The 14000-nt window shown below is 69.7% G+C and carries 13 protein-coding genes, 1 tRNA gene and 1 riboswitch; of the genes, 6 read left to right on the plus strand and 8 right to left on the minus strand.

Features of this window, described 5'->3' with window-relative positions; translation table 11 throughout:
- The first annotated feature begins 172 nt into the window (after window positions 1-172).
- A complete protein-coding gene (locus ADK67_RS49515; RefSeq protein ID WP_197289688.1) occupies window positions 173-679 on the plus strand; it encodes a TIGR04141 family sporadically distributed protein in 507 nt (168 codons plus the stop codon).
- Here ADK67_RS49515 and ADK67_RS51370 read toward each other — a convergent pair.
- The 4 genes from ADK67_RS51370 to ADK67_RS30585 form a co-directional block, all read right to left on the minus strand.
- Window positions 577-1362, minus strand: coding sequence for a hypothetical protein (locus ADK67_RS51370; protein WP_157620943.1), 786 nt, complete (start codon window positions 1360-1362; stop codon window positions 577-579). The two genes, ADK67_RS49515 and ADK67_RS51370, sit on opposite strands and share 103 nt — an antisense overlap.
- 187 nt (window positions 1363-1549) lie before the next feature.
- A complete protein-coding gene (locus ADK67_RS30575) occupies window positions 1550-2077 on the minus strand; it encodes a flavoprotein (protein ID WP_053720010.1) in 528 nt (175 codons plus the stop codon).
- A 72-nt stretch (window positions 2078-2149) separates the two neighbouring features.
- A complete protein-coding gene (locus tag ADK67_RS30580; protein ID WP_063797769.1) occupies window positions 2150-3064 on the minus strand; it encodes an aminoglycoside phosphotransferase family protein in 915 nt (304 codons plus the stop codon).
- Window positions 3064-4287, minus strand: coding sequence for a helix-turn-helix domain-containing protein (locus tag ADK67_RS30585; protein WP_082404054.1), 1224 nt, complete (start codon window positions 4285-4287; stop codon window positions 3064-3066). Before ADK67_RS30585 ends, ADK67_RS30580 begins: the two co-directional genes overlap by 1 nt.
- Window positions 4288-4481: 194 nt before the next feature.
- Here ADK67_RS30585 and ADK67_RS30590 point away from each other — a divergent pair, with 194 nt between their 5' ends.
- Entirely contained in the window at window positions 4482-5048 is a 567-nt protein-coding gene (locus ADK67_RS30590) for a bifunctional DNA primase/polymerase (RefSeq protein ID WP_053720012.1), read from the plus strand.
- Entirely contained in the window at window positions 5045-5359 is a 315-nt protein-coding gene (locus tag ADK67_RS30595; protein ID WP_197289690.1) for a hypothetical protein, read from the plus strand. The genes ADK67_RS30590 and ADK67_RS30595 overlap by 4 nt, the downstream gene beginning before the upstream one ends.
- A gap of 105 nt (window positions 5360-5464) precedes the next feature.
- On the opposite strand, the gene ADK67_RS30600 is transcribed toward ADK67_RS30595, so the two are convergent.
- From ADK67_RS30600 to ADK67_RS30610, 3 genes are all read right to left on the minus strand, one after another.
- Window positions 5465-5536 (minus strand) — tRNA-Val (locus tag ADK67_RS30600).
- A gap of 40 nt (window positions 5537-5576) precedes the next feature.
- Window positions 5577-6035, minus strand: a complete 459-nt coding sequence (locus ADK67_RS30605; protein WP_053720013.1) for a peroxiredoxin — start codon at window positions 6033-6035, stop codon at window positions 5577-5579.
- A 102-nt stretch (window positions 6036-6137) separates the two neighbouring features.
- A complete protein-coding gene (locus tag ADK67_RS30610) occupies window positions 6138-6569 on the minus strand; it encodes a DUF3052 domain-containing protein (RefSeq protein WP_053720062.1) in 432 nt (143 codons plus the stop codon).
- Window positions 6570-6863: 294 nt separating this feature from the next.
- Between ADK67_RS30610 and aceE the strand changes: the two genes are divergently transcribed.
- The 3 genes from aceE (at window position 6864) to ADK67_RS30625 (ending at window position 13013) form a co-directional block, all read left to right on the plus strand.
- Window positions 6864-9614, plus strand: coding sequence for a pyruvate dehydrogenase (acetyl-transferring), homodimeric type (aceE, locus tag ADK67_RS30615; protein ID WP_053720014.1), 2751 nt, complete (start codon window positions 6864-6866; stop codon window positions 9612-9614).
- A 161-nt stretch (window positions 9615-9775) separates the two neighbouring features.
- Window positions 9776-11785, plus strand: a complete 2010-nt coding sequence (locus ADK67_RS30620; protein ID WP_053720015.1) for a substrate-binding domain-containing protein — start codon at window positions 9776-9778, stop codon at window positions 11783-11785.
- A 1-nt stretch (window position 11786) separates the two neighbouring features.
- Window positions 11787-13013 carry an extracellular solute-binding protein gene (locus tag ADK67_RS30625; protein ID WP_053720016.1) on the plus strand — a complete coding sequence of 409 codons (1227 nt, stop codon included), beginning with the start codon at window positions 11787-11789 and terminating at the stop codon, window positions 13011-13013.
- 149 nt (window positions 13014-13162) lie between these two features.
- On the opposite strand, the gene pnuC is transcribed toward ADK67_RS30625, so the two are convergent.
- Window positions 13163-13795 (minus strand): nicotinamide riboside transporter PnuC, encoded by a 633-nt coding sequence (gene pnuC, locus ADK67_RS30630; protein WP_157620944.1) that lies wholly within the window; start codon window positions 13793-13795, stop codon window positions 13163-13165.
- Between the two features lie 49 nt (window positions 13796-13844).
- Window positions 13845-13968, minus strand: a riboswitch (FMN riboswitch).
- Between the last annotated feature and the right edge of the window lie 32 nt (window positions 13969-14000).

A 14000-nucleotide genomic window follows, 5' to 3' on the forward strand; every position in this document is an offset into this window, starting at 1 on the left:
CGTGCAACTACGCACCTCATCACCCGCACCGAGCCCCACCACCGCTGGGCTCAGACCGCTTGCCGCTCGCCGACCGATCCGCCCGTTCCACCCGTTCGTGCGTCACGGTAAATGCACCTCACCGAACTCCGCGAGCCGTTCCGCCGCCGCCGCTAAAGGAGCTCCGACCCTCGTGAACAGCATTGAAGACCGCGCCCTGCTGACCACTCTGGAACGTCGTCTGGCCGCCGCATTGGGTGGCAGCACCCGATTCGGCCACCTGGCACTCCACTGGCCCGCCGCCGCGGCACGACGGGCCCGCGACACGGTCGCGTTCCGCACCAACGACGTTGGCGGCTACGGCCCGATCCCCCTCGACCGAACGTTGGACATCACCACCGTCACCGCCCGCTTCGCCCGGATCCCCGAGTTCGCCAGAACCGACGAGCTCAAGCAGTCCCGCTTAATCCCCTGCGCCGACCACGACCTCGAAGAACTGCTGACCGCCCCAATCCCCATGGACCGCTGGATCACCTTCGAGACCACCGTCGGGGGCCGCACCTACCGCCTCCACGAGGGCCGTTGGCACGAGGCGAGTCAGGCAACCCCCACGAACACCGCCTTGTCAGAACCGAAATCGGGCTGCAAAGTAATCTGGAGCTCTCCCGCCTGCGCCCCGACCGCGAACGCCACGTCGTAGGCGTAGGTCTTGCCGGGCAACACAGTGGCGCTCTCCATCCCACCACCCCCACACGGACCGTTGGAGTCGAACACAGCTTCCGCTTTCCTGCCGTCGAACTGCGCTTCGCCGCCAAACGAGAACACGGCCAGATCGAACGGCTCATCCGTGCCGTTGATGACGGTCACGGTCACCTTGGCCGCGCGAACAACGTCCGGCCCCGAACCGCGCTGCTTGGGCACGCACGACACGGGTGCGGAGACTTCAACGGCCAGTCCGCCGGCCCAGGTGTAGCGCTGCCCCCACGTGGGCGGCGACTGCACCGCGTCGGGCTTCCCCTCGGTCGGAGCGGCACTGCCCGTTCCACCGCTCACCCGCCCTTCGTTGGTGGAGCCGCCAAACTCCTCCACCACCGCTATCTGGGCCATGACGGTGAAGACGATCGCGAGCACGCACAACACGACACCGATCACCGCGATGATCTTCTTGGTGCCGAAGAGCGCGATGATGCCGAGCACGAGTCCGACACCGGCGACCACGATAGTCAGGTTGTTGAAGAAGGTGATGGGCGACCCGACGACGCCCGTGATGCCGAGAATGAGCGCCGTCCAGGCGAGCGCACCGAAACGACTCGGATTTGCCACGACCTGAGGCGGGTACGGCTGCGGATATGGTCGCGGGTAAGGATCTTGTTGGTGCTCCATGGCGCACTTCCCCGAATCCGACGTACGCCCGGAAGTCGCAGTACCCAAACGGGACGTTACAACGTATGCCCGACCGTTATCCGCCCAGCCACGGAGGTAACGCGCAGATCGCGCATGACGATTGGCCGCACCACCGATAATATGAACAGTTTTTGGATCGCCCTCGCCAGCGTCCTGCGATCAGCACCTACTCGATGGCGTCGAGAGCCAGGTGCCACGGGTAGTGGGGCATCACTTTGCCTCCGGTCCTCGGCGGGTGCGGTTGGAGGCCGTCTTCGCCGAACACCACCTTCACCCCGGACGACCGCAGCGCGTCGATGCTGCGGTGGAGGACGGGGTTGGCAGCGAGGGCGGTGTTGACGAAGGGCAGGACGGCGATCGGCACGCCGAGGCCGGTGAGTTCGGCGAGTTGGGTCAGCACGTAGGTGTCGGCGATGCCGGCGGCCCACTTGTTGATCGTGTTGTAGGTCGCGGGCGCGACCACCACCGCGTCGGCCTTGGGCAGCGCCGGCTGTCCCTGGCGCTGGTAGCCCGTGCGGACGGGGTGGCCGGTGAGGTCTACCAGCTTGTCCAGGTCGAGGAAGTGTTCGACGGCGGCGGGGGTGGCTACGCAATGAACCGACCAGCCTCTGCCTTGGGCAAGGTCGATGGCGACGTCGACGTGATCGGCCGGGCCGGCGGCGCAGACCATCAGGTACAGGACTCGCTCGGTCATTCGGGCACTCCGGCTCGGTGGGCAATCTGACGGGCGGGTTCCTGTGAGGCATGTGAAGGCGAAGCGAAGGCTCTACAAGATCGACCAGTGGATCTCGTCGCCGGCCTCCAGCGCCGCGATCCGACGACGCACCTCGTCGGCCTGCGGCGACCCGTTGACGGCCTTCCGCGCGTTCGTCGTCACCATGCGCAGCTCGCGAAGGTCCCGCATGGTGGCGAAGCCCTCCCACTCGCGGATGTCGCGGCCGTAGCGGGCGCAGAACTCCTGGTACTCCTGCTCAGGGAAGCCGAAACGGCGGCAGTGCACCTCGACCGTCACCAGATCCCACTCCACCGGCCCGACCGCCGCGCTGTCCCAGTCGCAGAGCACTGGCCGGTCGCTCCCTTCGTCCCACAGGGTGTTCCGGTGCTGCGGGTCACCGTGGATCAGGCGCGGCGGGCCGTCGTAACGCAGTCCGGGGACCGCGTCGACCAGGCGGCTCCAGCGCCGCAGCAGGACGTCGCGCTCATGGTCGGAAATGATCCTGCTCGCCTGGATCGAGTGGTGGATGGCGCCCAGCGCGTCCAATTCCGGCAGCGGCAACGACGGAAGCGGCACTTCGTGCAGAGCTCGAAGGGGTACGGCGATGTCACTTGCCGCGATCTGGCGCGTCGGTGGCAGGTATCGCCACAGCGTCACCCCGCAACCGGCGGCTTCGAGCGGCTGGCTGGTGCCGGCGAGCAACGGCACCGACGGCACCCCGTGCTCGGTCACCCACTCGACGAGGGCCACCACCGCCGCGGTGTGTCGGATGTTCGGCCGCGCCACCTTCACGATGACCGGCGCGGTGACGAGGCGGAAGACGGCGTTGGTCTGATGCCTGAGGAGTTCGGCACCTGCGGCATCGAGACCTGCCCGTTCGCAGACGGCTTGCAGAACCAGCCGAGTGCGTTCGGGCGTAAAAGTGTTTTCCGTGAGCCGGGGAAGATCGTGGCCGGCGAGCGCCATCAGCCGGAACCCTCCTGTGCGGTGACCAATTCACGCAGTTCCACGGCAGCGGGCAACTGTCGCTGAGCGGCAGGAATGGCTGCCACGACGTCAAGCGCGCGGGTCAGCACGATGCGGGTCCGATGTTCGGGCGGCAACTGTTCCAGGGTACGTACCGCCAACTCGCAGGCACTGTCAGCATCGCCGCGAATCACTTCACCGACCGCCTGATCCAACTGGATCAGTGCCGGGTCGATCGGGATCGACGGCTCCTGGCTGTAGCGCTCGAGCGCCTGCGCTTGGACGTGGCGGGCACGGTCGGTCTCACCCAGGTACGTGAGCGCCCCGGACAAGTAGAGGAGCAGTCGCTTGTCGTTGAACTGGAAAGCCGCGTCGGTCATCGGCTCATCGAGTTCGTCGACCATCTGTTGCGCCCTGCGCATAGCGCGGCCGGCACCTTCCCGGTTGCCGAGCCGGGCCAGCGCCCGACCTTCGGCTGCGGCGGCAAGGGCACTGGCGCTGCAAACGGTTCTCGGCAGCAATGCCTGCGCTGCCCGTGCGAGGACGACGGTTTGCTCCACTCGACCGTAGTAGTAGGGCAACATGGCTTCCTGTGCACGCACCTGTGCCTGCAGTCGGGGGTTCGCCGTGTCGTCTGCCGCGAGTCGGGCTGTGCCGTACCAGTAGCGAGCGCGGCTGACCTCCCCGAGCTTCATCAAGGCGTCGGCGCTCAACAGGCCAAGGACTGCGGTGGCTTCAGACAGCCGAGCCTGCACGCCTGCCGGCTGACGCTCCGCCGCCATCGACTGGACCTCGATGAGGTCCGGCACCACCGCTCGAAGCACCGAGACCGGTGCGGTGCGGGTGTACGTCATGACGTGCTCCGCTACCCGTTCCTCGATCACGCCGAGACGCGCGACGGACGCGAGGCCGGTGGAGAGCGTCTGGTCGACGAGAAGCCGCGTGCGGTCGAGCGCGGTCATGAGCGCGGGTCCATCCGGAACGTCCGGGTCGCCCACAGGAGCAACCAGCCGGCCGTCCGCGTCAAGCAGGCGCGCGAGTTCGCGCACCGACACGCCCAGCAGTTCCATGAGCTTCGGTCGCACGTGAGGCGACGGCTCGCTGTCGCCGGATTCCCAGCGCCGAACCGTGGACGTGTCGACGTCCAGGGCTTCGGCCAGCCGTTCCTGGGTGTAACCGGACATGCGACGGACCTGGGCGAACCGTGCGCGTTTCGCTGCCATCGGCCGACCTCCGGGAGATGCCGCCACCACCGTAGCGGACGACCGTTTCCCTGAGTCAGCACCCGGTACGCGGTCGATGCGCGGTCAATGCGCTCCTCGCGCACTGTTGTTCCGAAGTTCACTGCGATTCGCTTTCCACCAACGAATCCGCGGTGTCGGGAGAACTCTCGACTGAACGATCGGGAAAGAGAACCATGTCCACAGACGCGCAGTCATCCACCACCCTGCGGGCCGCGCTCGACTACGCCGAGATGGGCTGGCCCGTCATACCCGGCGCGATTTGGCACGCCGGGCACTTCGCCCATCCACTGGACGAGCGTCCGGTCACCGACCCTTGCCTCCGTCCGATCGGAGAGGCCACCACAGACACCGCTCGCGTGCGGGAATGGTGGTCGGCAACAGGCCTCCACCTGCCCAACGTCTTCACGGTGATCGGTGCGCGCCTCGGCGCGATCATGGTGGCCGAATCGCTGGTCATGGATTTGGCGGACAACCCTTGGTTCGTTGCCAATCCCACGCCGGTCCTGGCCTTCCCGAACATGCCGATGGCCTACTTCCTCGTTCGACTGCCGATGCCCTCGGTACTGCTCAGCGCTCAAGCACGAGTGCTCGATCCGGGGACGCCCCTGCCCATGCCGCCGAGCGCCCTCGGTGAAACGCCGGTGATCTGGCTGGTCTCACCCGAAGAGGCAGGTCATGCCCTGATGGTCGGTGACGAACTGGCCGATCTCATCCAAGCTGTGGAAAGGAAGACCGCGTGAACGAGTCGATGCACGAGTTGGCCGCCGGCGAGGCCCCGCGGCTCTTCGCCATCGTGGAGGAGCACGGCGACCCGAAAGACCTCCGCGTCGCCGGGTACGGCCTGGCCTACGAGGACCGGGCCGAGGTCAACTCGGTGGAAGGCGACTTCCACCTCGCCTCCCAGAGCCCTGAACACGCCCGCACTCTGTTCGAGATCAGCTCCCGTTCGGCCGGAGTGCGGCGAGCACACGTTGTCTGGCTGGACGGCACCCGAAGCACGCAGCCGGACCGCGGCGGTCTTGACGGGCGAAGCGAAGGCGCGAAGCGCTGAAGCGAAGCCCGCCAACGTGGGGGCCAGGGGCGCCAGCCCCGGCGGGGGTCCGGGGGCGGAGCCCGCCGGGCGGGGCGCGGGGGTTGCACCCCCGCACTAGCACAGTGGGCGCGGCAGGATTCGAACCTGCGACCGCTCGGGTGTAAACCGAGTGCTCTTCCGCTGAGCTACGCGCCCCCGAAGCGCCGGCCCTCTCGGTGGCCGGCGTCGGAAGGTATCAGGACAGGGCTGCCACGGCCTTCTTCCACGCCTCCTGGTCGCGTGGTTCGCCGGGGGCGTTCACCTCGGCGTAGCGGACCACGCCGGCGGTGTCGAGGAGGAAGGTGCCGCGGTTCGCCAGGCCCGCCTGTTCGTTGAACACGCCGTAGGCCTGGGCGACCTGCCCGTGCGGCCAGAAGTCCGACAGCAGCGGGAACTGGTAGCCCTCCTGGGCGGCCCACGCCTTCAAGCTGAACGGTGTGTCCACGGACACGCCGATGACCTGCACGTTCTCGTCCTCGTACGCGGCCAGCTCGTCGCGCACCTGGCACAGTTCGCCGGTGCAGATGCCGCTGAACGCGAACGGGTAGAACACCAGCAGCACGTTGCGCTCCCCGCGGAACGAGGACAGCGTCACGGGCTGCTTGTTGTAGTCGTTGAGCGTGAAGTCAGGGGCCTGTGCGCCGACCTCGACCATGCAACCCTCCAGCGAAATCATGCAACCCGAAGAACGGGCTCCACCCGATCGGGGAGCCCGCCGTCGAGCCTAGGGCATGGCGGTCGGCGTGCCTCGTCGCGGTTAGCGCTTCGTCTTGGCCGACTTCGGCGAGACGAGCCTGGTCGCGGACCAGTCACCGCTCACCGTGATGTTGGAGGTCTGGGCGAGTCCCGCGGTGGACACGGCCTCGGCGATGTCACTCGGCTCGACGTGACCGGCCCGACCCGTCTTGGGCGTCAACACCCAGATCACGCCGTCGTCGGCCAGGGCCGTGGTGGCGTTGATCAAGGCGTCGGCGAGGTCGCCGTCCTCCTCGCGCCACCACAGCAGGACCACTTCCATGACCTCGTCGGAGTCCTCATCGAGCAGATCACCGCCCACCCGCTCCTCGATCGCGGCACGGAGGTCGTCGTCGACGTCCTCGTCCCAGCCGATCTCCTGGACCACGCTGCCCGGTTCGATCCCGAGCCTGTCGGCGACACCGATCTTGCCGGCGTCTTCCGCGGCGACCACGGCTTCCACTCCTCCAAGTACACAAGAGCGGCAGTCGGGTACGACTGCCGCGCGATGTCACTACCAGTCGCGGCTAGCGAACACTGTCAGCCCCGCCACGCGCAACCGTAACGGCCAAGACACGCCGCATCGGGTACCCCCGAGTGCGGTACTCCGACCGGATGAGGCACGCTCTACACACCTCCTATTCGCGCGCGCGAGGAAACGATCCAGAGTTACTCACCGGTAGAGGTGACGGGACCGTGCCTGGCGGGTGACGATGGAGCTGAGAAGACCCCGGAACGAGGAGATCCCTTGGCCCCGCAGAACACCCCCGAGCGGGTACGCGTCATCCGTGACGGTCTGGCCGCCCACCTCCCCGACATCGACCCGGAGGAGACCGCGGAGTGGCTGGAGTCGTTCGACGCCGCGCTCAAGGGCGGCGGGCAGCAGCGCGCCCGCTACCTGATGCTGCGGCTGCTCGAGCGGGCCAGGGAGAGCCACGTCGGCGTCCCGTCGCTGACCAGCACGGATTACGTGAACACCATTCCCACCGAGCGTGAGCCGTGGTTCCCCGGCGACGAGGAGGTGGAGCGCCGCTACCGGGCCTGGATCCGGTGGAACGCGGCGATGACCGTGCACCGCGCGCAGCGCCCCGGCGTCGGCGTCGGCGGCCACATCTCGACCTACGCGTCGTCGGCGAGCCTCTACGAGGTCGGCTTCAACCACTTCTTCCGGGGCAAGGACCACCCCGGCGGGGGCGACCACGTCTTCATGCAGGGCCACGCATCTCCCGGCGTGTACGCCCGCGCGTTCCTCGAAGGCCGGCTGTCCGCCGAGCAGCTCGACGGCTTCCGCCAGGAGTTCTCGCACGCGGGACCGGGCGGCGGCCTGCCGTCGTACCCGCACCCGCGGCTGATGCCGGACTTCTGGGAGTTCCCCACCGTGTCCATGGGCCTCGGCCCGATGAACGCGATCTACCAGGCGCGGTTCAACCGCTACCTGCGCGACCGCGGCATCAAGGACACGTCCGACCAGCACGTCTGGGCGTTCCTCGGCGACGGCGAGATGGACGAGCCCGAGTCGCGCGGCCTGCTCCAGGTCGCGGCGAACGAGCAGCTGGACAACCTGACCTTCGTGGTGAACTGCAACCTGCAGCGCCTCGACGGCCCGGTCCGCGGCAACGGCAAGATCATCCAGGAGCTGGAGGCGTTCTTCCGCGGCGCGGGCTGGAACGTCATCAAGGTCATCTGGGGCCGCGAGTGGGACTCGCTGCTGCACGCCGACCGCGACGGCGCGCTGGTCAACCTGATGAACACGACGCCGGACGGCGACTACCAGACGTACAAGGCCAACGACGGCGCCTATGTCAAGGAGCACTTCTTCGGACGCGACCCGCGCACGAAGGAGCTGGTCGCGCCGATGTCCGACGACGAGGTGTGGAACCTCAAGCGCGGCGGCCACGACTACCGCAAGGTCTACGCGGCGTACAAGGCGGCGGTGGAGCACCACGGCCAGCCGACGGTCATCCTCGCCAAGACCATCAAGGGCTACGGCCTGGGCCCGCACTTCGCGGCGCGCAACGCCACGCACCAGATGAAGAAGATGACCCACGAGGACCTGAAGCTCTTCCGGGACAGCCTGCGCATCCCGATCGAGGACAAGGACCTGGACCCGTACCTGCCGCCGTACTACCACCCCGGCAAGGACTCCCCGGAGATCCAGTACCTGCTGGAGCGGCGCAAGCAGCTCGGCGGGTTCGTGCCGGAGCGGCGGACCAAGTCCAAGGCGCTGGTGCTGCCGGGCGACAAGGTCTACGACGTGATCAAGCGGGGCTCGGGCAAGCAGGAGGTCGCCACCACGATGGCGTTCGTCCGGCTGGTCCGCGACCTGGCCAAGGACCCGGAGATCGGCGGCCGGATCGTGCCGATCATCCCGGACGAGGCGCGCACGTTCGGCATGGACTCGATGTTCCCGGCGCAGAAGATCTACAACCCGAACGGGCAGATGTACACCTCCGTGGACGCCCAGCTGATGCTGGCGTACAAGGAGAGCGAGCAGGGCCAGATCCTGCACGAGGGCATCAACGAGGCCGGTTCGACCGCGTCGTTCACCGCGGCGGGCACGTCCTACGCCACGCACGGCGAGCCGATGATCCCGATCTACATCTTCTACTCGATGTTCGGGTTCCAGCGCACCGGCGACGGCCTGTGGGCGGCGGCGGACCAGATGGCGCGCGGTTTCGTGCTCGGCGCGACGGCCGGCCGCACCACGCTGACCGGTGAGGGCCTCCAGCACGCCGACGGGCACTCGTTGCTGCTGGCGCACACCAACCCGGCCGTGGTGGCGTACGACCCGGCGTGGTCGTTCGAGGTGGCGCACATCGTCAAGGACGGTCTGCGGCGGATGTACGGCGAGAACGCCGAGAACATCTTCTACTACATGACCGTCTACAACGAGCCGTACCAGCAGCCGGCCGAGCCCGAGGGCTTGGACGTGGACGGCCTGCTCAAGGGCCTGTACCGGTACAAGGTGGCGCCGGCGCAGAGCGGTCCGCGGGCGCAGCTGCTGGCGTCGGGCGTGGCGATGCCGTGGGCGGTCAAGGCGCAGCGGATGCTGGCCGAGGAGTGGGGCGTGCAGGCCGACGTGTGGTCGGCGACGTCGTACTCGGAGCTGCGGCGCGAGGCGGTCGAGGTCGACCGGCACAACCTGCTGCACCCCGACCAGGAGCCGCGCGTGCCGTACGTCACGCAGGCGCTGGCGGACGCGGCCGGCCCGGTGGTCGCGGTGTCCGACTGGATGCGCGCAGTGCCGGACCTGATCCGGCCGTACGTGCCGACGGACATGACGACGCTGGGCACCGACGGATTCGGGTTCTCCGACACCCGGCCCGCGGCGCGGCGGCACTTCCTGGTCGACGCCGAGTCGGTCGTGGTGGCCACGCTGGCGGCGTTGGCCAAGCGCGGCGAGATCCAGCAGTCGCTGGTCGTGCAGGCGGCCCGGAAGTACAAGATCGACGACGTGAGCGCGGCGGGCCCGTCCACCTCGGACGCCGGCCTGGCGTGATCGGCTGAACGGTGAGGGGGCGGTCGCGTTCGTCGCGGCCGCCCCTTCGTCGTCTCCGCACTTGTGCGGCCGACCAGCGGAAATCTCCGGCTTCCCGCTGCGAGATGTGATCCACCCCATAGACTTGGCGCACACACCGGCGTGCCGACGAGGGGTCTGGGGTGGGGACGCAGCCGCAGCACGCGTTGCACCGCACGGTCGTCGTCGTGGACGTGTCCGCGTTCGGCGGGCGGTTGCGCGTTCCCCAGGAGGAGATCCGGCGCGGGCTGTACGCGGCGCTGGAGGCGGCGTTCGACGACAGCGGGCTGGACTGGGCGGCCAGCCGCCACGAGGACCGCGGCGACGGCGTGCTGGTGCTCGTGCCGCCCGACGTGCCCAAGAGCCGGGTGGTCGACGGCCTGCCGCACGCGCTGCTCGGCGAGTTGCGCCGCTACAACGCGACCCGCAACGAGGACGCCCGCATCCGGCTGCGGATGGCGATCACGGCGGGCGAGGTGCAGCACGACGAGCACGGCGTGGTCGGCGACGAGGTGACGCTGGCGTTCCGGCTGCTCGACTCCAGGCCGCTGCGGGACGCGCTGGCCCGGTCGACCGCGTTGTTCGCGCTGATCGTCTCCGACCGGTTCTACGCCGACGTGGTCCGGCCGGACCCGGCCCTGGCGCCGGACTCGTTCCGCCCGGTCGACGTGGAGGTCAAGGAGGTGCACGGCCGGGCCTGGCTGCACGTGCCGAACGGCGTGCCGGCGATCAACCCGCGGCCGCCCCGGCACCGCCGCAAGCGCGGCAAGCCCCGCCTGGCGCCGGTCCTGCTGGTGGCGCCGCTGCTGTTCGTCGGCGCCACGAACGCCGCCGGGTCCGCGCCGCCCGCCGTGCCGCCGTGCCCTCCCCCGGTGCAGCTCAACGTCCTGGTGTCGGCCGAGAAGGAGGAGATCGTCCGCTCGCTCGCGCTGGAGCTGGAGAACGACTCCGGCCGGCACAACGAGCTGGGCTGCAAGGAGTTCAACGCGCTGGTGTTCGGGGGCAAGTCCGGCAAGGCGGCGGCCGAGGCGCTGGGCCGGGGCTGGCAGCCGGGCGACCTGACCGAGGTGGGCGCCGAGCCGCACGTGTGGCTGCCGGACACCACCGCGGAGGTCCGGGCCGTCGAGGCGGCGTTGCTCGAACGCGCCGACGTGCGGCTGCACCGCCGCCAGGGCGTGGCGATCTCGCCGGTGGTGCTGGGCGCGTCGGAGGAGTTGGCGAGGCAGATCGCGACGCCGGACGGCGACTTCCGGTGGCGGGACGTGACGCGGCCGGCGGCGGTGGACACGTCGTCGGGCGCCGGGCTGGCCGCGGCCACCGCCTTGGCGCACGGCGAGCTGGGCGGGCTGTACCTGGAGTCGCTGGACGTGCCGCGCAAGCTGCACGAGCTCACCAGCCGCACGACCACCGACGAGCCGTGCGTCGGCGACGTGGCCCTGATCGGGTCGGAGCAGGCGGTCGCCGACACCGACGGCTGCCGGGTGCTCTACCCCGAGGGCGGCGCGCTGGTGTTGGACCACCCGTTCGTGGAGGTGGAGCGGCCGGCCCGGCCGAACCAGCGGCGGCTGCTGATCGTGAACCGGTTCCTGGAGTTCCTGCTCTCGCCCTACGCCCAGGAGGAGTTCAAGCGGGCGGGTTTCCGCGACGTGGCCTGGAACGTCGGTCCGCAGCGCGGCTCGGGCGTGCGGCCGGACCGGCCCCGGACGCTGGCGGTCGCGCCGGACGCGAGGGCGGTGCGGGAGGCGTGGGAGGCCGCGAGCCGACCGCGCGTGATCGCCGTGGCCGGTGACGGCTCGTCCGACGCGAACCTGTTCGGGAGCCGGGTGGCGGGGCTGGCCGGGCCGCGTGACCGGGTGATCGTGCTGCCCCTGACCGGGGGCGTGGTCCAGGCGGGCGTCGAAGCGGGCGCCAACGTCGTGGTGCTGGTGTCGGCGGCGCAGGCGCCTGCGGTCGCCAAGGCCGTCAGCGGTCCCGTGCAGGTGGTGGCCGTCGGGTTCACGGAGGGGGCGTGCGCGGCCTCAACGCCCCTCTACGAGGCCGCGCACGACCACGGGGGGCAATGCGTCGAAATCGTCACCGCTAACGGTTCCGGGGCCACTCAGCGCCAGCAGGACGCTCTGGACGCCGTGGCGCGCGCCGCGTGGGGAGGATGACGTGATCCGCGTTCTCGTGCCGCTGGTGGTGCTCCTGGCGGCCTGCACGACCCCGGTCCGGGACGACTCCCGGGACGGCACCGGGCCGATCACCTTCGTGGACGGCCGCGACACCACCGCGGGCAGCCAGGTGCGCAAGCTGGTCCAGCTGTGGAACGAGCGGGCCAGCAGGCGCGAGCAGGTGGCGTTCGTGGAGATGCCGACGTCCACCGACGCCCACCGCGCCCAGCTGACCGCCCGCGCCCAGGACCTGGAGGGCGTGGCCGACAGCCCGGAGTGCTACGACGTGATGGCCGTGGACATGGTGTGGACGGAGCCGTTCGCCGCGGCCGGGCACCTGGAGCCGCTCGACTCGGCCGAGTTCGGCGTGGACCGGATGCTGGAGGAGGCGGTGGAGGCGGCCAAGTCCCGCGACGGCAGCAGGCTGTGGGCGGTCCCGTGGCGCAGCGACGCCGGGTTGCTCTACTACCGCAAGGACGTGCTCGAAGCGGAAGGTCTGGCCCCGCCGACCTCGTGGCAGGAGCTGAGGGAGCAGGCGAGCACCGTCGCGCCGCGCTACAACCTGCACGGCTACGTCGGCCAGTTCCGGCGCTACGAGGGCCTGGTGGTGAACACGGCCGAGGCGGTCTGGGCGCACGGCGGCGACCTGGAGCGCCTGGACGCGCCCGAGACGAAGGCGGGCGTGCGGGCGCTCGCGGACGGCTTCGCGGAGGGCTGGATCCCCCGCGAAGCCCGCGACTACGACGAGAACGCCTCGCTGACGGCGTTCCAGTCCGGCCAGGCGTTGTTCATGCGCAACTGGCCGTACGCCGGGCCGGTGCTGGACACGCCCGGCTCGCCGGTGAAGGGCAAGTGGGGCAGGGTCGCGCTGCCGTGGCCGAGCGCGTTGGGCGGCTGGAACCTGGCCGTGTCGCGGTGCTCGGCGAACCAGCGGACCGCGCGCGAGTTCATCAAGTTCGTCACCTCCGACGCCAACCAGCGGCGGATGGGCGAACTCGCCGGGTTCGGGCCCACCTCCCAGGCGCTGTACGAGGAGCCGGACCTGGTGCCGCCCGAGCTGCGGGACAGCCTGCTGAACGCCCGGATCCGGCGCCCGTCGCCGCACTACGACGAGCTGACCAGCGTGATGCAGGAGAGCCTGCACCACGTGCTGGAGAAACCGGATTCGGTCGACCAGTCGCTGGACCAGCTGGCGGACGACCTGGCCGAGGCCGCCGAGGGGCGCTAGGGCGTGTATCGAAGTCCGCGATCGCGACAGCCGGGGCCGGTGCGGCCCCTGACGCCACCGCCGGAACACCCGAGGACAACCAGTCCGAGGGCGCCCCGGCGGCGGCGCCAGGAACCACACCAACCCTACCGCGGACTTCGACACACGCCCTAGGCGGTGGCCGCCTTGACGCGCGTGGTGGTCTGCTTCGCGGCGCGGTTCCAGTCGATCCAGCCGCGGATCACCAGGACGGCGAAGACGGTGTAGACCGCGGCGCTGAACCACAGCCCGGACTGGAGCTGCAGCGGCACGCCGATCGCGTCCACCACCAGCCACACCAGCCAGAACTCGACCAGGCCCAACCCCTGGAGGGTGAAGGCGAGCACGGTGCCGACGAAGATCGCGGCGTCCGGCCACGGCGCCCACGAGGCGTCCAGCGCGTCCAGCAGCAGCGCGAACCCGACCGTGCCGAGCACGAAGGCGACCGCCACGGCGAGGCGTTCCTTCGCGGTGCCCTTGCGGACGACCACGCCGAACACCGGGTCACGCCGGCGCGTCCACGCCCACCAGCCGTAGAGCGTGATCAGCGCGATCACCACCTGGCGCGCGGCCGTGCCGCCGAGCTGCGCGGACATGTACACCACGAACAGCAGCGTGACCGAGACCAACTGCACGGGCCACGTCCAGAGCGAGCGTTTCTGCGCCAGGTACACCACCACCAGCGCGAAGACCTGGCCGATGAACTCCGCCCAGGAGACCTTCTGCCCGAACACCGTGAAGCCCTGCTCCATCAAGACGTGCACCGCGTCCTCCATCCCCGACAGGCGTCTCCGGGGCAGGGCAGGTCAACGGCACGCGCGCCTCCCATCCGGACTTTCACCGTCGGCCTCGGAATTCCACCGAGTCAACCGCCCTGGTGGGCGGGTCGCGGGCTGTGACCGCCGGTTCGGATTTCCACCGAGCCCCGGAGCGCATGTCTCTCATCGCGTCGGAACATCATCGCGCGCG

It is taken from the genome of Saccharothrix sp. NRRL B-16348 (genome assembly GCF_001280085.1).
Taxonomy (GTDB): Bacteria; Actinomycetota; Actinomycetes; order Mycobacteriales; family Pseudonocardiaceae; genus Actinosynnema.